The sequence below is a fragment of the Streptomyces sp. NBC_00659 genome, from assembly GCF_036226925.1.
Lineage (GTDB): Bacteria > Actinomycetota > Actinomycetes > Streptomycetales > Streptomycetaceae > Streptomyces.
Genome location: NZ_CP109031.1, coordinates 5,501,740 through 5,519,190 on the forward strand (window position 1 = coordinate 5,501,740; position 17,451 = coordinate 5,519,190).

17 protein-coding genes are annotated in these 17,451 nt (G+C 71.0%); 11 read left to right on the forward strand and 6 right to left on the reverse strand.

The features are described from left to right. Nucleotide 1: 1 nt before the first annotated feature. Nucleotides 2-400 carry a PLD nuclease N-terminal domain-containing protein gene (locus OG410_RS23980; protein ID WP_329301086.1) on the reverse strand — a complete coding sequence of 133 codons (399 nt, stop codon included), beginning with the start codon at nucleotides 398-400 and terminating at the stop codon, nucleotides 2-4. 89 nt (nucleotides 401-489) lie between these two features. On the opposite strand from OG410_RS23980, the gene OG410_RS23985 reads away from it, so the two are divergent. The 8 genes from OG410_RS23985 (at nucleotide 490) to OG410_RS24020 (ending at nucleotide 7,055) form a co-directional block, all read left to right on the forward strand. Beyond that, a complete protein-coding gene (locus OG410_RS23985; protein WP_329301087.1) occupies nucleotides 490-1,941 on the forward strand; it encodes a menaquinone biosynthesis decarboxylase in 1,452 nt (483 codons plus the stop codon). After that, the gene (gene mqnP, locus OG410_RS23990; protein ID WP_329301088.1) at nucleotides 1,938-2,840 is read left to right on the forward strand and encodes a menaquinone biosynthesis prenyltransferase MqnP; all 903 of its coding nucleotides are present in this window, start codon (nucleotides 1,938-1,940) and stop codon (nucleotides 2,838-2,840) included. The genes OG410_RS23985 and mqnP overlap by 4 nt, the downstream gene beginning before the upstream one ends. A 31-nt stretch (nucleotides 2,841-2,871) precedes the next feature. Next, a complete protein-coding gene (locus tag OG410_RS23995; protein ID WP_328670771.1) occupies nucleotides 2,872-3,561 on the forward strand; it encodes a UbiX family flavin prenyltransferase in 690 nt (229 codons plus the stop codon). A 109-nt stretch (nucleotides 3,562-3,670) separates the two neighbouring features. Beyond that, on the forward strand, nucleotides 3,671-4,126 hold the full coding sequence (locus OG410_RS24000) for an Lrp/AsnC family transcriptional regulator (RefSeq protein ID WP_266761447.1): 456 nt from the start codon (nucleotides 3,671-3,673) through the stop codon (nucleotides 4,124-4,126). Nucleotides 4,127-4,222: 96 nt separating this feature from the next. Beyond that, nucleotides 4,223-5,386, forward strand: a complete 1,164-nt coding sequence (gene mqnE, locus OG410_RS24005; protein ID WP_326786220.1) for an aminofutalosine synthase MqnE — start codon at nucleotides 4,223-4,225, stop codon at nucleotides 5,384-5,386. 1 nt (nucleotide 5,387) lies between these two features. Then, entirely contained in the window at nucleotides 5,388-5,921 is a 534-nt protein-coding gene (locus tag OG410_RS24010) for a GNAT family N-acetyltransferase (protein ID WP_329301089.1), read from the forward strand. 106 nt (nucleotides 5,922-6,027) lie between these two features. Then, nucleotides 6,028-6,333: a DUF4229 domain-containing protein gene (locus OG410_RS24015; RefSeq protein WP_329301090.1), complete on the forward strand. Its 306-nt coding sequence runs from the start codon at nucleotides 6,028-6,030 to the stop codon at nucleotides 6,331-6,333. Nucleotides 6,334-6,380: 47 nt separating this feature from the next. Continuing rightward, nucleotides 6,381-7,055: a TetR/AcrR family transcriptional regulator gene (locus OG410_RS24020; RefSeq protein ID WP_329301091.1), complete on the forward strand. Its 675-nt coding sequence runs from the start codon at nucleotides 6,381-6,383 to the stop codon at nucleotides 7,053-7,055. Nucleotides 7,056-7,094: 39 nt separating this feature from the next. Here OG410_RS24020 and OG410_RS24025 read toward each other — a convergent pair whose 3' ends face one another. Together OG410_RS24025 and OG410_RS24030 are read right to left on the reverse strand one after the other, a co-directional pair. Next, on the reverse strand, nucleotides 7,095-8,426 hold the full coding sequence (locus OG410_RS24025; protein WP_329301092.1) for a DUF6716 putative glycosyltransferase: 1,332 nt from the start codon (nucleotides 8,424-8,426) through the stop codon (nucleotides 7,095-7,097). Nucleotides 8,427-8,642: 216 nt separating this feature from the next. Further along, complete coding sequence (locus OG410_RS24030) at nucleotides 8,643-9,584, reverse strand: MaoC/PaaZ C-terminal domain-containing protein (RefSeq protein WP_329301093.1); 942 nt, start codon at nucleotides 9,582-9,584, stop codon at nucleotides 8,643-8,645. Between the two features lie 523 nt (nucleotides 9,585-10,107). On the opposite strand from OG410_RS24030, the gene OG410_RS24035 reads away from it, so the two are divergent. Further along, entirely contained in the window at nucleotides 10,108-12,012 is a 1,905-nt protein-coding gene (locus tag OG410_RS24035) for an AMP-dependent synthetase/ligase (protein ID WP_329301094.1), read from the forward strand. A gap of 148 nt (nucleotides 12,013-12,160) precedes the next feature. Here OG410_RS24035 and OG410_RS24040 read toward each other — a convergent pair whose 3' ends face one another. Then, nucleotides 12,161-12,364 carry a cold-shock protein gene (locus OG410_RS24040; protein ID WP_010986243.1) on the reverse strand — a complete coding sequence of 68 codons (204 nt, stop codon included), beginning with the start codon at nucleotides 12,362-12,364 and terminating at the stop codon, nucleotides 12,161-12,163. 343 nt (nucleotides 12,365-12,707) lie between these two features. On the opposite strand from OG410_RS24040, the gene OG410_RS24045 reads away from it, so the two are divergent. Continuing rightward, nucleotides 12,708-13,556 carry a menaquinone biosynthetic enzyme MqnA/MqnD family protein gene (locus tag OG410_RS24045; protein ID WP_329301095.1) on the forward strand — a complete coding sequence of 283 codons (849 nt, stop codon included), beginning with the start codon at nucleotides 12,708-12,710 and terminating at the stop codon, nucleotides 13,554-13,556. A gap of 87 nt (nucleotides 13,557-13,643) precedes the next feature. Beyond that, nucleotides 13,644-15,509 carry a serine/threonine-protein kinase gene (locus OG410_RS24050; protein ID WP_329304223.1) on the forward strand — a complete coding sequence of 622 codons (1,866 nt, stop codon included), beginning with the start codon at nucleotides 13,644-13,646 and terminating at the stop codon, nucleotides 15,507-15,509. Nucleotides 15,510-15,620: 111 nt separating this feature from the next. On the opposite strand, the gene OG410_RS24055 is transcribed toward OG410_RS24050, so the two are convergent. Both OG410_RS24055 and OG410_RS24060 read right to left on the reverse strand, forming a co-directional pair. Next, nucleotides 15,621-16,718: a CU044_5270 family protein gene (locus OG410_RS24055; RefSeq protein WP_329301096.1), complete on the reverse strand. Its 1,098-nt coding sequence runs from the start codon at nucleotides 16,716-16,718 to the stop codon at nucleotides 15,621-15,623. Further along, nucleotides 16,715-17,425 (reverse strand): RNA polymerase sigma factor, encoded by a 711-nt coding sequence (locus OG410_RS24060; RefSeq protein ID WP_329301097.1) that lies wholly within the window; start codon nucleotides 17,423-17,425, stop codon nucleotides 16,715-16,717. Before OG410_RS24060 ends, OG410_RS24055 begins: the two co-directional genes overlap by 4 nt. Nucleotides 17,426-17,451: the final 26 nt, after the last annotated feature.

The window sequence follows — 17,451 nt, forward strand, 5'->3', positions numbered from 1 at the left end:
CTCAGGACTCTTCGTCGGACCTGTTCTGCTCCTCGCGCCGCTTCAGCTCCTCCTCGCGGCGCCGCAGGTCGGTCTCCCAGTCCTTCAGGAGGGACTCGTCCTTGCGGTTCTCGGCCTTGAGCGAGTTGAGGAACTCGGGGTTGTCGTCGGGCGCGACGAACTCCGTGCGGTGGTTGCGGTGCCACTCTGAGGGCGTGGAGCCGCCTGTCGGACCCCGGCGGTTGCGGCCCGCGACCAGCCAGGCGACCGGACCGACCAGCACCTCGCCGAAGAGCAGGATGATGATGACCCAGACCACCTTGGGCAGGCCTCTGACCTCCTCCTCCGGCGTGTTCAGGCAGTCGATGAAGGCGTAGATCCACAGCGCCAGGACCAGCAGGAAGGGCAGATACCTGAGCATGGCCGAACGATCCCCCAGTGAGCGACGGCGGGGCGGCACGGGCCCCCCGGTGACGGGCACAGGGTAGCGGGTGGCCGATACTTGGACACATGGCTTACGACGATCTTCGCTCCCTGCTCAGGGCGCTGGAGCGCGAGGGAGACCTCAAGCGCATCAAGGCCGAGGTGGATCCGTACCTGGAGGTCGGGGAGATCGTCGACCGGGTGCAGAAGGCGGGCGGCCCCGCGCTGCTGTTCGAGAACGTGCGCGGGTCGGCGATGCCGCTCGCGATGAACGTCTTCGGCACCGACCGGCGACTGCTCAAGGCCCTCGGCCTGAAGTCGTACGCCGAGATCTCCGAGAAGATCGGCGGACTGCTCCGGCCGGAGCTGCCGCACGGCTTCGTGGGAGTGCGCGAGGCCTTCGGGAAGCTCGGCGCGATGGCGCACGTCCCGCCGAAGAAGGTCAAGGACGCGCCGGTGCAGGAAGTGGTGCTGCGCGGCGAGGACGTCGACCTCGACGCCCTGCCCGCCCTGTTCACCTGGCCCGACGACGGCGGCTCCTTCTTCAACCTGGGCCTCACCCACACCAAGGACCCCGAGTCCGGCATCCGCAACCTCGGTCTGTACCGCCTCCAGCGCCACGACAAGCGCACCATCGGCATGCACTGGCAGATCCACAAGGACAGCCGGAACCACTACCAGGTCGCGGCCCGCCGGGGTGAGCGGCTGCCCGTGGCGATCGCCTTCGGCTGCCCGCCCGCCGTGACGTACGCCTCCACCGCCCCGCTGCCCGGTGACATCGACGAGTACCTCTTCGCCGGGTTCATCCAGGGCAAGCGGATCGAGATGGTCGACTGCAAGACCGTTCCGCTCCAGGTGCCCGCGAACGCCGAGGTCGTCCTGGAGGGCTGGCTGGAGCCGGGCGAGACGCTGCCCGAGGGGCCGTTCGGCGACCACACCGGGTTCTACACCCCGCAGGAACCGTTCCCGGCGCTGACCATCGACTGCGTGACGATGAGGAAGCGGCCGCTGCTCCAGTCCATCGTGGTGGGGCGGCCCCCGACGGAGGACGGGCCCCTCGGCCGGGCGACGGAGCGGTTCTTCCTCCCCCTGCTGAAGATCATCGTGCCGGACATCGTGGACTACCACCTGCCGGAGGCGGGCGGTTTCCACAACTGCGCGATCGTCTCGATCGACAAGAAGTACCCCAAGCACGCCCAGAAGGTGATGCACGCCGTCTGGGGCGCCCACATGATGTCCCTGACGAAGCTCATCGTGGTCGTCGACGCGGACTGCGACGTCCACGATCTGCACGAGGTCGCCTGGCGCGCGCTCGGCAACACGGACTACGGACGTGACCTCACCGTCGTCGAAGGCCCGGTCGACCACCTCGACCACGCCTCCTACCAGCAGTTCTGGGGCGGCAAGGCGGGCATCGACGCGACGAAGAAGTGGCCCGAGGAGGGCTACACCCGGGACGGCGGCTGGCCCGAGATGGTGCTGTCCGACCCGCAGACGGCGGCGAAGGTCGACCGCCGTTGGAAGGAGTACGGGCTGTGAGTTCAGCTTCCGCGGCGCTTCCGCAGCCGGGCCGCACCAAGGCGTTCCTGCGCCTCGTCATGATCGAGCACTCGGTGTTCGCGCTGCCCTTCGCGTACATCGCCGCGCTGACGGCGATGTTCGAGGTCGACAAGAACATCCACTGGGCGAAGCTGCTCCTGGTCACCGTCGCGATGGTGGGCCTGCGCACCTTCGCCATGGCGGCGAACCGGATCATCGACCGCGAGATCGACGCCCGCAACCCCCGTACGGCCCATCGTGAACTGGTCACCGGCGCGATGAGCGTGAAGCACGCCTGGACGGGCGCGCTGGTCGCCCTGGTCGTCTTCCTCGGCGCCGCGGCCCTGCTCAACCCGCTGTGTCTCGCGCTGGCGCCCATCGCGGTCATCCCCATGGTCGTCTACCCGTACGGCAAGCGGTTCACGAACTTCCCGCAGGCCATCCTGGGTCTCGCCCAGGCGATGGGCCCGGTCGGCGCCTGGATCGCCGTCACCGGCACCTGGTCCTGGGACGCGGTCGTCCTCGGCCTCGCGGTCGGCGTCTGGATCGGCGGCTTCGACCTGATCTACGCCTGCCAGGACGTCGAGACCGACCGGGAGATCGGCGTGATGTCGGTCCCGGCGCGCTTCGGCATCCCGGCCGCGATCCGGGGCGCGCGGGTCTGTCACGCGGTGACGACGGCGCTCTTCGTCTGGTACGGAGTGGCCACCGGAGCCGGCGCCTTCTTCTGGCTGGGCCTCGTGATCGTCGCCGGCGCGTTCCTCTACGAGCACTCCATCGTGAAGCCGCACGACCTCAGCCGTCTGAACCGGGCGTTCTTCCAGGTCAACGGCTTCATCGGGATCGCCCTGTTCGTGTGCGCCCTGCTCGACCTGCTGGTGCGCGGGCTGACGGTCTGACCATGGGCGGTGGCCGGATAGGCTCGGCATCATGAAGCCAGGACAGACGCAGCGCCGGCCTTGGATCGTGGGGGTCTCCGGCGCGTCCGGTACGCCGTACGCGGCCGCGGTGCTGCGTTCGCTGCTGGAAGCGGGGGAGAGCGTCGACCTGGTCGTCAGCAGGGCCTCACGGCTCACGCTGCTCGACGAGACCGGCCTCCCGTTCCGCGACGCCCACTGGCGGGGCGATCTGCGCGCGTGGCTGGAACGGGGTGCCGACGGCAAGCCCGGCACCTTCGACGTCCCCGAGGAGCATCTCGACGGCGTACGGCACTGGAGCGCCGGTGACCTGGCGGCGGGCCCCTCGTCCGGCTCGTACCCGGCCAAGGGCATGCTGATCGTGCCCGCGTCCACCGCCTGCGTGGCCGGAGTCGCCCTCGGTCTCTCCAAGGATCTGCTGCAACGGGCCGCGAGTGTCACCCTCAAGGAGGGGCGCAAGCTGGTCGTCGCCGTGCGGGAGACCCCGCTGAACGGGCAGACACTGCGTCACCTGGTCTCCCTGGACGACGCGGGCGCCACCGTGCTGCCCGCCTCGCCGGCGTTCTACGCGGGAGCCACGCACATCCAGGACCTGGTGGACTTCGTCGCCGGACGGGCCCTCGACGCGGCGGGCGTCGAGCACGGCCTCTACCGCCGGTGGAAGGGCGAACTCGGGAGCGGTTCCCGGGACGCCACCACCTGACTTCTCAAGAACTTCAAGAACTTCAAGACCTCTCGAACTCTCACGACCGAACTCTCACGACCGAACTCTCACGACTTCTCAGACCTTTTCAGCGGAAGGCTTCGATCGCATGGACGCGGTGGACAGGCAGCTCATCCAGGCCCTGAGGGAGAACGGCCGGGCCTCCTACGCGGAGCTGGGGCGCCTCGTCGGACTGTCGGGACCCAGTGTCACCGACCGCATCAACCGGCTGGAGGCGGCCGGTGTCATCACCGGGTACCGCGCGACGGTCGACTCGGCCTCGCTCGGTCTCGGCGTCACCGCCCTGATCGGCATCTCGCTCTCCGACGCCGCCGACCACGAGGACGTGGCCCGGCGGCTGCGCGACCTCAGCGAGATCGAGGACTGCTGGTTCATCGCGGGCGACGACTCGTTCATGCTCAAGGTGCGCTCCAGCGACGTCGACGGACTGGAGAAGACCATCCGGCGGCTGTCGGGGACCAAGGGCGTCTCCCGTACCCGTACGACGATCGTGCTCTCCACGAAGTGGGAGAACCGGGTCGGAGAGCTGCCCGAGGAGGAGTAGGCACACCCCGGCGTGCGAAGGCCCTGATGGGGGGCCTTCCGCCGGAAGGCGGGGGAGTACGGTTGGCAGCGTTTCGTCACAGGGAGAGGTAATCGCATGGATGTCGGGCTCAAGCGCGAGCTGGAGGACAAGGTCCGGGCCGGTGAGCGGCTCAGCCGCGAGGACGGCATCGCGCTGTACGAGTCGGACGACCTGGCCTGGCTCGGCGGGCTCGCGCACGAGGTGCGCACGCGGAAGAACGGCGACGTCGTCCACTTCAACGTCAACCGCCACCTCAACATGACGAACGTGTGCACCGCGTCCTGCGCGTACTGCTCGTTCCAGCGCAAGCCGGGCGAGAAGGACGCGTACACGATGCGCATCGAGGAGGCCGTCCGCCTCGCCAAGTCGATGGAGGGCGAGAACCTCACCGAGCTGCACATCGTCAACGGCCTGCACCCCAGCCTGCCCTGGCGCTACTACCCGCGCTCGCTCAGCGAACTGAAGAAGGCCCTGCCGGACGTCTCGCTGAAGGCGTTCACGGCCACCGAGATCCACCACTTCGAGACCATCTCGGGGCTGTCGGCCTCGGAGATCCTCGACGAGCTGATCGAGGCCGGTCTGGAGTCGCTGACCGGCGGCGGCGCGGAGATCTTCGACTGGGAGGTCCGGCAGCACATCGTCGACCACCGCACCCACTGGGAGGACTGGTCGCGCATCCACCGCCTCGCGCACGAGAAGGGTCTCAAGACCCCGTGCACGATGCTGTACGGGCACATCGAGGAGCCCCGTCACCGGGTCGACCACGTGCTGCGGCTGCGTGAGCTCCAGGACGAGACCGGCGGCTTCCAGGTCTTCATCCCGCTGCGCTACCAGCACGACTTCGTGGACATGAAGGACGGCAAGGTCAGGAACCGCCTCCAGGCGCGGACCCAGATGGCGACCGGCGCCGAGGCGCTGAAGACCTTCGCCGTCTCCCGGCTGCTCTTCGACAACGTCCCGCACGTCAAGGTCTTCTGGGTCATGCACGGAGTCCAGACCGCCCAGCTCGCGCTCCAGCACGGCGCCGACGACATGGACGGCTCGGTCGTCGAGTACAAGATCACGCACGACGCGGACAACTACGGCACGCCGAACAAGCTCACCCGCGAGGACCTGCTGGACCTCATCCGGGACGCGGGCTTCCGCCCGGTGGAGCGCAACACGCGCTACGAGATCATCCGCGAGTACGAGGGACCGGACGCGGAGCGCCGCGAGTCGCCGCAGGCCATGCGGGTCTGACGTGGCGCTGGTCTTCGAACCGGACCCGGCGGTCACCCCTGCCCTGCGGGACGGGGTGGTCGCCCTCTGGGTGGACGTCTCGAACGCGGGCGGGTCCGTCGGCTTCGTGCCGCCGGTGGCCGCCGGCGACGTACGCCCCGAACTCGTGAAGCACTTCGTCGCCATGACGGAGGGCCGCACGCGGCTGCTGGTCGGCCGGGACGAGGAGGGCGGCGTCGCCGCGACCGCCTTCCTCACGCACAACACCCACCGGCTGATGCGGCACTGGGTCTGGCTGTACACCGTGATGGTGCACCCGCGGCACCAGGGCAAGGGCTACGGCCGGGATCTGCTCGCCGCCGTCGAGGAGGCCGCGGGCCGCCTCGACGGCATCGAGGCGATACGGCTGACCTGCCGGGGCGGGGAGGGCCTCGAACGCTTCTACGCCTCCTGCGGCTACAAGGAGGTCGGGCGGGTGCCGGGCGCGATCCGCGTCGCGCCGGGCGACGAGCGGGACGACATCACGATGCTGCTGCCCCTCCCGCGCCGCGCCTGACCACCCTCCCGCTCCGTGACCGAGGACCCCCTGCAAGATCGCTGTTCCGGCGTGCTTCACTGGACAGGGTCCTTTGGGAACATTCGGAACGGAAGAGTGGATTGAGATGCTCCGCTACACACTGATGCGCCTCGGTATCTTCGTGGGCTGCCTCGTGGTCGTCTGGGGCCTCGTCTACTCGGGCATCGCCCCGCGCGGCCTCGGCGACTCCAACTACATGTGGGTCGTCCTGCTGGCCCTGGTGATCTCCGCGCCGATCAGCTTCGTCGTCCTGCGGGGCGCGCGCGACCGTGCCTCGGCCGAGGTCGTCGCCCGCGTGGACCGCGCCCGGGCGAACCTGGAAAGCAACCGCAGCCAGGAGGACGCCGTCCTGGACGAGACCGCCCAGGCCACCCCGAACCAGACGTCCTGAAACCTCTGTGCGTCCGGCCACCCGGCCGTCCCTCGTAGGCTGGGCGCATGGGTGCTGTGAAGAGCAAGCGGATGCCGCGTGCGGTACGCGAACAGCAGATGCTGGACGCGGCTGTACGGACCTTCGGGCAGCGTGGGTACCGGGCCGCGTCGATGGACGAGATCGCCGAACTGGCGGGCGTGTCCAAGCCGTTGGTGTACCTGTACCTGAACTCGAAGGAAGACCTGTTCACCGCGTGCATCCGGCGTGAGGCCAAGGCGCTGACCGTGGCGGTCCGCGCCGGAGTCCGCCCCGAACTGCCCGCCGACCGGCAACTCTGGGAAGGGCTGCGGGCGTTCTTCACCCACACCGCCGAGAACCCGGACGGCTGGGCGGTCCTGCACCTCCAGGCACGTACGCACGGCGAGCCGTTCGCCGCCGAGGTCTTCGCGATGCGCGAGGAACTGGTCCACTTCGTCACGCAGTTGATCGTCGTCGCCGCACGCGAGGCACACCGTGACCCGTCGCTGCCCGCACGCGAGGTCGCCGGGCTCGCGGAGGCGCTGGTCGGAGCAGCGGAGTCGATGGCCGCGTGGGCCAACGCCACCCCCGGCGTCTCGGCCCGGCAGGCCGCCGCCACCCTGATGAACTTCGCCTGGGCGGGACTCGGCACCCTCATGCAGGGCCGGCCCTGGTCCCCGCCGGCCACGGGGATCCCGGCCCAGACCGCCGCGGAGGCCTGACACCCCGGGCCGGGCGGGACCCGTCCTTGCCGGGCGGGGTCAGTTCTGGCCCCAGCGGCGCAGCGCGGGGGCGACCCGCTCCCGGCCCACGCGGTAGAGCGACTTGGCGCCGCCGCGCGCGGCCCGGCGGATCACCGTCCGCAGCGGGCCCGCTTCGCTCCCGACCGGTGCGAGCGCCGACGGCCTGCCCTTGTCGTCGAGGCCGTTGCGCTCCAGGATGCCGCCGAGATACGCCCCCGCCCGCTGCGGCGAGTAGTACGGCCGCAGCGCCGGCAGCCGCCCCGCCGCTTCCAGCGCGGCGACCCGGGCGCGGGCGGCGGCGTACGGATCGCTCTTGCCGACGCCCTGCCGTGCCGCCCAGGCCGGGTCGACACGGGGCGCCGCGCCGGCGTCCAGGTCGTCCCAGGAGGCGAGGCAGCCCGAGTGCACGAAGTAGTGGTTGCCGTGCTTCCCCGAGCTCTCAACTCCGTTCGAGCAGGGGAGACCCCAACCGCGGACCCCGAAGTCGGTGAGGATCGCGGTCGGGATGCCGCGGTGCATCGACTCCAGGGCGGCCGTGGAGCTGACCGTCACCAACAGGTCGGTACGGTCCAGGACTTCGCCCATGTTGCCGTAGACGAGACGCAGGTTGGCCGGGGCCGGCTCGGCCATCTTCTCGACGAGGAGCTGGTACGGATCGGCCTCGACGTGCGTGGTGTGCTCGCCCGGCAGACTGCGCAGCTTCATCAGCACCAGCCGGTCGGGATGCCGTCGCGCGTGGGCCGCCGCCCGCTCCAGCAACTGGAGCCGGGACGCCCGGCCCTTGGGCACCGACGGCTGGACGGCGAAGGTGAGCGTGAAGGGCCGTTCCGCGGACGGCGCGTACGGCTCCCCGCCGAGGAAGGGCAGGGCGCACTCCACGACCGAGCCGGGGTCGACGCCGACGCTCGTGAACGCGGCACGGAAACGGTCCGCGTCGTACCCGCTGTTGGCGAGGACGAGGTCGGTGCCGGCCCGGGTCATCAGCCCGTCGACCATCTTCTCGTACACGACCCCGACATATCCCGTGACCGTGACCGGCCGCCGCTCCCGCCCCTGCCACGCGATGCCCAGGCCGTGGGTGAGCGCGAGTGTCGTTCCTCCCGCGGTGGCCAGGACGAGCACGTCGGCGGCGGCGAGCTCCTGGTCGTCGACCAGTTCGGCGACCGTGACGTCGCGCCGGGTGTCCGGCACGATCCCGATCTCCGTGAGCTGGCGCTCCGTCGGGGTGGCCCGGGTGCGCAGGAAGAGCGCGTCGAGGGCGTGCCCGGGGGCGATCTGCCGGGCGACGGACGCGCCCCACTTCCAGCGGGTGTCGGAGTCGGCGATGACGGCGATACGTCTGGGGGGCATGGTTCGGGAGCCTTTCCTGGCGGCGGCCGGGGGTGGACCGAGGCTAGGAACGCTGTCTGAGGACGGGATGAGGGGCTGCTTGACGGCGCCTTGGCACGCTGGGTGAACACTGTGAGAGCTTTCTCGACAAAGCTTTCTCACCTGGGAGTTGGTGGCAGCGGGAGTGCGTGGCGGGTGCCTTCCGTCATGCGGTGTTCGCCCGAAGTTCATCCCGTCTCACGCCCGCGGTGGCCGTACGTCGCCGGTCAGATGGAGCCGCTCGCCCGAGCGGAGCTCGAACGACGGCCCTCGCGCGGCGTACGTCACCGCCCCGGGCAGCAGTACCGGCGCCCTGAACTCGGCCCGCACCTGCGCCGGTTGCCCCGGCCCGTACTCGGCGAGGCAGCGGGAGACCGTCCACATGCCGTGCGCGATGGCACGGGGGAAGCCGAAGAGGCGGGCGGTGAGAGGGTGCAGGTGGATGGGGTTGCGGTCGCCGGAGACGGCGCCGTAGCGGCGGCCGACGTCCGGGGCGAGGCGCCACTCGGCGAGGGCGGGCAGCGGCTCGGACCCCTGGCGGCGCCCCAGGCACGCGCCCCGCTCCCGCTCCCCGCCCTGCTTCCGGTCCCGGTCGTGTGCGTGGTCCTGGGCGGGGCTCTTGTCCGGGTTCCGGGGCCTGTGCCGGGCGAGGTAGGTGCTCCTCGACTCCCATACGAGCCCGCCGTGGACCCTCGCCTCGGTCAGCACGGTCGCCTCCGTGCCCCTGCGGTGCGGCGCCAGCTTCTCCACCAGCACCGCGAGTTCGTACTCCGCGCTCGCGGCGCACTCCTCGTGTCCGGTGATCTCGATCGAGGTGTGCACGAGCCCGAGCAGCGGAAGCGGGAACGCGCGCCCCGCGAGGATCCGCATGGCCAGCGGAAAGGCGAGCACGTGCGGATACGTGACCGGAAGGGCGTCCGCGCCGGTCGGGAACCCGCACACCCGCTCGTACGCGGCGAGGTGGGCGAGGTCGATCCGCACGCCGGGCAGGACGAACCGGGTGGCGGGGACGGGGGCGTCCGGGCGGGGCCGCTTGAAGGGGGAGAGCAGGGCGCCGCGGGCCAGCAGCGGGACGAGCGAAGGGGGAGCGGCGAGGGTGCGGGTCCCCGGCTCGGGGCGGACGGGAGGATGAACGCGCATCGGAGTCTCCAGGCGGGCGGAAGGGTGCGGCTCTCGGCGGGCGGTGCGGCGCGGGTTTCGGCGAGCGGGATTGTCCGGCGTGGGGGCGGGCATGAGGTGACTCCGGAGTAAGTTACCGAGGGTAAGGCTATGTCGGGGAGGGGGCGGGGGTCGAGATGGGCCACGGCGGCCTCCTGGGGACGGGGCGTTCGGGGGTGGGCCGCGAAGGCTTCGGCGCCCCGGCGCCGGGTGCCCCGGTGTCGGGGCGGCCAGGGCGTTCGGCGACAGGGTGGCCGGGGCGTTCGGTGTCGCCGGCCGCGGGGCCGAAAAGGGCACAGCTACCCCGGGTAACCCGCACTTTGCCTGCGGCAAAGCGTCACAAACCCCACACTTCGGCGCCGTAGGATCCCCGTCGCACCGGGTTGCCGAGACCCCTGAACCCCCCACTCCCCAGGGCCGTATGAGGATTCGCGCCCCGCGCGCTCCTCCGAGCCCGAACACGCTTCGCACCCGCCCCGGCCTTCGGCCGACAAGGAGCCGCCCCGTGTCCAGCCCGTACTCGTCCGACTCCGTCCCTCCTCTTCCGGAGCCCGAGATCAGGCGGCTGGACGGTGTCGTGCGCGAGGTCGCGGTGCCGCCGATCGTGGGACGGGTGACACACGGATCCCTCGCGGACATCCCGTTCGACAACGCGGCCGCCGCCCCGCTGGAGCCGGTCCTCAGCCGGAAGACCCCGGACGGCGAGGGCTGGATGGACGTGACCGCCGCCGAGTTCGCCGAGCAGGTCCTCGCGGTGGCCAAGGGGCTGATCGCGGAGGGGCTGGTGCCGGGCGACCGGATCGCCATCATGGCCCGGACGACGTACGAGTGGACGCTCCTCGACTTCGCCGCCTGGGCCGCGGGCCTGGTCACCGTGCCGGTGTACCCGACCTCCTCCGTCTTCCAGACCCGCTGGATCCTCCAGGACTCGGGAGCCGTCGCGCTCGCCGTGGAGTCCGTGGCGCAGGCCGCCGCGCTCGGCCCCGAGCGCGAACACATCCCCGACCTGCGGCACATGTGGGTCTTCGAGAAGGGCCATGTGGAGCGTCTCGCGGAGCTCGGCCGCGATGTCCCGGACCAGGAAGTGGCCGTACGGCGCGGGGTGCTGGGCCCGGACACGCTCGCCACCCTCATCTACACCTCGGGCACCACCGGCCGCCCCAAGGGCTGCGTCCTGACCCACGGCAACTTCTTCGCCGAGGTCGACAACGCCGTCGAACTGCTCTACCCGATCTTCAAGGCCCGCACCCGGGATCCCGCCTCCACCCTTCTTTTCCTCCCCCTCTCGCACGTCTTCGGCCGCATGGTGGCCGTGGCCTGTCTGCGCGCGCGGGTCAAACTCGGCCACGCCCCGAGCCTCCAGACCGAGGAACTCCTCGCGGACCTGGCCTCGTTCAAGCCGACCTTCCTGCTCGCCATCCCGTACGTCCTGGAGAAGGTCTTCAACACCGGCCGCGCCACGGCCGAACGGATGGGCCGCGGTTCGTCCTTCGACCGGGCGGCCCGGATCGCCCAGAAGTACGGCGAGGCGGTCGAGGCCAAGCAGCACGGCACCGGTCCCGGTCCGAGCAGGAGCCTGCGCGCGGCCCGGGCCCTCTACGACCCCCTGGTCTACCGGCGCATCCGCAACGCCCTCGGCGGCAGGGTCCGGCACGCCATCTGCGGCGGGTCCCCGCTCGGCCGCCGGCTCGCCGCCTTCTACGCGGGAGCCGGCATCGAGATCTTCGAGGGGTACGGCCTGACGGAGACCACAGCCGCCGCGACCGTCACGCCTCCGCAGAAACCGCGCCTCGGCACGGTGGGCCGGCCCCTGCCGGGCACCCGGGTACGGATCGCCGCCGACGGGGAGGTGCTGCTGTGCGGCGCGCAGGTCTTCCGCGGCTACTGGGACCCGCACGCGGGCGGTGTCGTCGACGCCGCCCCGGACGGCTGGTTCGCGACCGGCGACATCGGCGAACTGGACGCCGACGGCTACCTCGCCATCACCGGCCGCAAGAAGGAGATCCTGATCACCGCGGGCGGCAAGAACGTCGCCCCGGCGCCCCTCCAGGACTGGCTGCGCGCCCATCCGCTGATCGCCCAGTGCATCGTCCTGGGGGACCGCCGCCCGTTCGTCTCCGCCCTCGTCACCCTCGACCCCGAGGGCATCGCCCACTGGCGCCGGATGAACGGCAAGCACCCGGTTCCCCCGGAACTCGTCATGGACGACCCGGAGCTGCTGGCCATCCTGCAGCGCGCCGTCGACGAGGCCAACCGGCTCGTCTCGCGCCCCGAATCCATCCGCCGCTTCATCGTCCTGCCCGTCGACTTCACCGAGGAGGCCGGCCACCTCACCCCTTCGATGAAGCTGCGGCGCGCGGCGATCGAGAAGGACTTCGGCAGGGAGATAGAGGCCCTGTACGCGACGTAGTCCCCGGGCGGGGTCGGCGGAATCCCTGGGTGGGGACGGCGCGGTCCCCGGGCGGAAAAGGCAGGAGCCCCGCGACCGGCTGGCGCGGGGCTCCTTGGGTACTGCTATCCGTTCCGGATCAAAGCATTGGGCTCATGGAGCCGAAGGCTTAGAGCGGGGTGACGTTCTCCGCCTGCGGGCCCTTCGGACCCTGCGTGACGTCGAAGGAAACCGACTGGTTCTCTTCGAGAGAGCGGAAACCGCTCGCGTTGATCGCGGAGTAGTGGACGAAGACGTCCGGGCCGCCGCCTTCCTGGGCAATGAAACCAAAGCCCTTTTCGGCGTTGAACCACTTCACGGTTCCGGTAGCCATAAGCCCTCCTTGGGCCCAAAGGGTTGCCCTGCTCCAGAACCTGCGATTGTGTAAACAACTGCATACGTCTGAAAACGACGAGAGCCCGCGGTCACATGCTCCGCAGGCTCTGTACTGCAAGGGAAACCAAACTGCAACTTGCGGCGAGCCTAGCACGCAGGCAGCCGAAAGCAATAGAGGCAAAGATCACGTCATCCGGACGGGTGTCCCCATGGGGTCAGGGGCCTGACGTGCGTTGACTTCGAGGTGTCACAACCGTTGACACGGGGAGTCGGGATGGTTTCCACCAGCACACGCCGACCCTGAGACCTGCGCGCTATCGCATGGGGTCTAGCCTCACGATGTGGACAATTCTCGCACCCGGCCGCGCGTCGGCCACATCCAGTTCCTGAACTGCCTGCCCCTGTACTGGGGGCTCGCGAGAACGGGCACGCTCCTCGACTTCGAGCTCACCAAGGACACCCCCGAGAAGCTCAGCGAGAAGCTGGTGCGAGGGGATCTCGACATCGGGCCCATCACGCTCGTCGAGTTCCTCAAGCACGCCGACGACCTTGTCGCCTTTCCGGACATCGCGGTCGGCTGCGACGGCCCCGTGATGTCCTGCGTGATCGTCTCGCAGGTTCCCCTCGACCAGCTCGACGGTGCCCGCGTCGCCCTCGGCTCGACCTCGCGCACCTCCGTGCGGCTCGCCCAGCTCCTGCTGGCCGAGAAGGTCGGGGTCCAGCCCTCGTACTACACGTGCCCGCCCGATCTGAGCCTGATGATGCAGGAGGCCGACGCCGCCGTCCTCATCGGCGACGCGGCGCTGCGCGCCAACCTGCTCGACGGACCGAAGTTCGGGCTCCAGGTGCACGACCTCGGCGCGATGTGGAAGGAATGGACGGGCCTGCCGTTCGTCTTCGCCGTGTGGGCGGCCCGGCGCGACTACCTGGAGCGCGAACCGCTCGTCACCCGCAAGGTGCACCAGGCCTTCCTCTCCTCCCGTGACCTCTCCCTCGACGAGGTCTCCAAGGTCGCCGAGCAGGCGGCCCGGTGGGAGGCGTTCGACCAGTCCGTCCTGGAGCAGTACTTCACGACGCTCGACTTCCGCTTCGGCGGCCCGCAGCTGGAGGCCGTACGGGAGTTCGCGCGCCGGGTCGGCTCGACCACCGGGTTCCCGGAGGACGTGAGCGTACGGCTCCTCCAGCCGTGAGGCGCCGATAGGCGGGCGGCTCCGGGCGCGCACGGCACTACGCTGCTGGGCAGTGTGTACGGGGGAGGGGGAACCGTGAGTGCCATCATGCAGCCGCTCGGAGCCGACGAACCCACGGTCGTGGGGCCCTACCGGCTGCTCGGCCGTCTGGGGTCCGGCGGCATGGGGCGCGTGTACCTGGGACGCAGCGCCGGCGGACGTACGGTCGCGGTCAAGATCGTGCATCCGCACTTCGCGCTCGACGAGGAGTTCCGCGCCCGCTTCCGCCGCGAGGTCGAGGCCGCACGGCGGGTGGGCGGCGCGTGGACGGCCCCCGTCCTGGACGCGGACCCGGAAGCGCCGGTCCCCTGGGTCGCCACCGGCTACGCGGCCGGTCCCTCACTGACGGCCGCAGTCGCGGACGACGGACCGCTCCCGGTCCACTCCGCGCGCGTCCTCGGCGCCGGTCTCGCCGAGGCGCTCACGGCGGTCCACGCGCTGGGCCTCGTCCACCGCGACGTCAAACCCTCCAACGTGCTGCTCACCCTCGACGGTCCGCTCCTCATCGACTTCGGCATCGCACGGGCCACGGACGGCACCGCCTCCCTGACCTCGACGGGGGTCTCGGTCGGCTCGCCCGGCTACATGTCCCCCGAGCAGATCCTCGGCAAGGGCGTCACCGGAGCCGCGGACGTCTTCTCGCTCGGCGCGGTCCTCGCGTACGCGGCCACCGGCGAGCCTCCCTTCCCCGGCGACTCCTCCGCCTCCCTCCTCTACAAGGTGGTCCACGAGGAACCACGACTCGGCTCCCTGGAGGGCGAGTTGCGCGAGCTGGTGGCGGCCTGCCTGGCCAAGTCGCCCGCGGCGCGGCCCACTCCGGGAGAGGTGGCCGTCCGGCTCGCACCACAGGGTGCCGCCCGGCTGGTGTCGGCGGGCTGGCTGCCGGGCGCCCTGGTCGAGCGGGTGAGCCGAAGTGCCGTACAGCTGCTGAACCTCGAGGCGGCGGGGGCCGTGGAGGCCACGCCGTCCGGGCCGGTGGGCTTCAGCAGTCCGTCGGTGGAGGACGGCCGGGGCGCCGGGAGCGGGGCCGGGGCCGGAGCCGGTTCGGGGGGCGGGAGCGGTGGTGTGCCCGGCGCGCCGGGGCCCGGTTCCGGGTTCGGGCCGCCCCCGCCGGGTTTCGGGCCGCCGCCTCCGATGCCCACGTACGTACCCGGCCGGCGTGAGGGCCGGGCGGCCGGACCGCAGGACGCCGTGCACCGCGAGGGGGTGCCGGAACAGCAGCCGTACGACCGTCCGGGCAAGGTCTCCGTCAGCGTGGCGGCGACCTCCGCGCCGGGGGCCGGCGGACAGGGCCGCAGGATGAGCTGCACGGTCGCCCTCGCCGTCGCGGGAGCGCTGGCGGCGGTGACCGTGGGCTCTGCGTTCCTCTTCGACCTGCTGCCGGGCGACGGCAAGGACGACCAGGGCAACGTGGCGGGCGGGCGTCCGTCGGCGAGCGGGAGCCAGAGCACCCCCGCCACGGGGCCGTCAGTGGGCGCGAGCACCCCGGAACCGGGTTCCACGGCGAGCGCCCCCGAACCGGGTGCGACCGAGAGCGCCTCCGATTCGGGCGAGCAGCTGTCCACGATCCCGGCCTCCTACCTCGGCACCTGGGAGGGCGACGGCCTCGCCCTCGGCGGCGCCCTCCCCATGGGCACGTTCCGTGTCACCGTCCACCAGGCGGCCGTGGGCGAGGAGTTGGGCACCTTCCGGCAGACCGACCAGATCGGCGGCATCTGCGACGACGTCCTCGTGCTCAAGAAGGTCACCAAGAAACAGCTCGTCGCCACGAGTGTGGCGTCGGAGTCCAACCGGGACGTCTGCACCAAGGGCCGGCACGAGGTCCGGCTGACTCCCGCCGGCAGCGTCCTCACCTACGACACGGACAACGCCGAGGCGGGGGACCCGGTGGCCCGGATGACGAAGGTCGGCTGAAGTCCCGCGCCGGAAGCCGAGGTCCGCACCGCCCCGTGGCCGCCGTCCTGGGACGGCGGCCACGGGGCGGGTGGACAGCGGTACGGGATCTCAGCCTGCGGCGGCGGGGTCTCAGTCCTTCTGCCCGGGCGTCTGCTTCATGCCGTCGACGACCGCGCGCTTGGTGATGGCGCTGATGCCGCGGACGGTGCCGGGCTTGATGACGACGCCGTCCTGCGTGACCGGCTTGACCTGCACGGTCCGCTCGCCGAGGAAGACATGGGTCTTCTTGTCGAAGATCCACTCCTCGCGTTCGCCGCTGGTCTCGTCCAGCCGCGCCACCGCGACGCCCGAGCGGCCGAGCGCGTCCTTGGCGTCGTTCACCACGACCACGCCCGGGATCTTCGCGGCGGCCTTGAACAGGGCCGAGTAGAGCTTCGCGGGCGGGTAGCTCTCGCCGAGCAGGTCACCGATCGTGGTGAACGCCTCCTGGTCGGGGGTGTTGCCGCGCCCCGAGGTCTCCTTGTAGATCACCTTCAGCAGCTCGTCGGGGTCGGTGGTCAGCCGGGCCAGGAAGTCGTACCCCGGGTGGTTCAGGCCGGCCTCGGGGATGTTGCCCTGCTCGTCGGTCAGGCTCAGCGTCTCGCCCTCGGGGCTGTCGTTGACGCCTGCGTCGATCAGCCAGCCCTTGGTGCCGTCGGCTGACTGCCAGATCTGGCGCCGGTGCAGCTCGTAGCTGACGAGGCTGCCCTTTCCGCCGTCCGTCTTCACGAAGGTGCCGGAACCCTGGGACTCGATGTAGACGTACTGACCGGGCTTGACCGTGGGGTGGGTCTCCTCGGCCGCCGCCACTGAGGCCTGGTCGAGCAGTTGCGGCAGGCCCTTGGTGGTCGTGGCGCCGACGGGGACGACCGTCGCGGGTCCGGTGGCGAGACCGTCGTTGTGCACGCCGCTGTCGATCAGCAGCGTTCCGGCGACGACCGCGGCGGTCAGCGCCATCGCGGGCAGCACGAAAGCCGGGCGCAGCAGGCGCAGCCCTCGGGGCTTCGGCAGGGCGGGGGCGGCCTTCGTGGTGTTCGCGTCCCGCTGGGTGTCCTGCTGGATGTGGGCCATCAAACGCTCCTTGTGGAACTGGTGACGGCCCGCCGGGAGATCGCGCGCAGTCTGCGGGAGGAGAGGCGTGCTCTCCTCCCACTCGGCCGGACTCTGCCGGGACTGGGTCGCTTTCATCGATTTCCTTCCGATACGGGCCGGATCGAGTGGATGTGTTCTCCTCTTGTCTGTCGATCCGGCCGGCCGAGTTCCCGATTTCCTCGTACGGGTTTTCCCGCGCGTTCTTCGGCGTGGTCGTCCGTGTACGGGACCGGCGCCGCCCGGGCGGCGGGTCGGGCGCCGAGTTCGGCCTCGGTGAGTTTGCGCAGCTTGGCGCGTGCCCGGGAGAGACGTGAGCGCACCGTTCCGACGGCGATGCCGAGCGCCTCGGCCGCGGCCGTGTACTCCAGCCCCTCCCAGAGGCACAGCGTCAGGACCTCGCGCTCGGGTCTGCGCAGGGCGGCGAGCGCGCGCAGGGCGGCGGCGATACGCCGGCGGTCGTCGAGCCGGCCCGCCACCTCGTCGGCATGGTCGGGCAGCGTCGTCTCGGCCTCCGCGGCGGCGTTCGCCGCCGCCCGGTAACGCCGGTTGCTGCGGTGGTGGCCACGGGCGATGTTGATCGCCACGCCCAGCAGCCACGGCCGCAGGCTGCCGCCCTCGGCGCTGACCCGGTCGCGCAGCCGCCACGCTTCCATGAAGGTCTCGGCCATCACGTCCTCCGCCGCGGACCAGTCGGCGGTGAGGCGGAAGGCGTGGTTGTAGACGGCGCGGGCGTAGCTGTCGTACAGCTCGGCGAACGCGCTCGGATCCCCGGCACGTATCCGGGTACGCATGTCAGTGCTCACCCTCATTAACTGTTGATCCGCGCACG